Here is a 261-nt window from a genome sequence, read left to right as displayed (position 1 = left end):
GGTATGGTCAATACCCCATTTATTAATGTCTAACAACACATCTTTAATTGGTTTATCGTAATCGTTCGGGTTCAAACAGTCAGTTGCACCAAACTGTTTTGCCAACTCAAATTTTGAGGGATTGGTATCAATGGCGATAATGCGACCGGCTTTGGCTTGACGCGCACCTTGCACCACCGCCAAACCAATCGCCCCCAAGCCAAACACGGCAACAGAGTCACCTTCTTGCACTTTTGCCGTATTATGTACCGCACCAATACC

Annotated in this window: 1 protein-coding gene; it reads right to left on the bottom strand. The window is 46.0% G+C overall.

All coding sequences use genetic code 11. The features are described from left to right. Positions 1 to 261, bottom strand: a 261-nt coding sequence (locus ACTHS3_RS18120; protein WP_440368813.1) for a zinc-binding dehydrogenase, incomplete at both ends; no start/stop codon positions are given.

Source organism: Neisseria sp. P0009.S007 (assembly GCF_051962515.1).
Note: the sequence above shows the minus strand (reverse complement) of the source record. Positions and strands in the feature narration are given on the sequence as shown.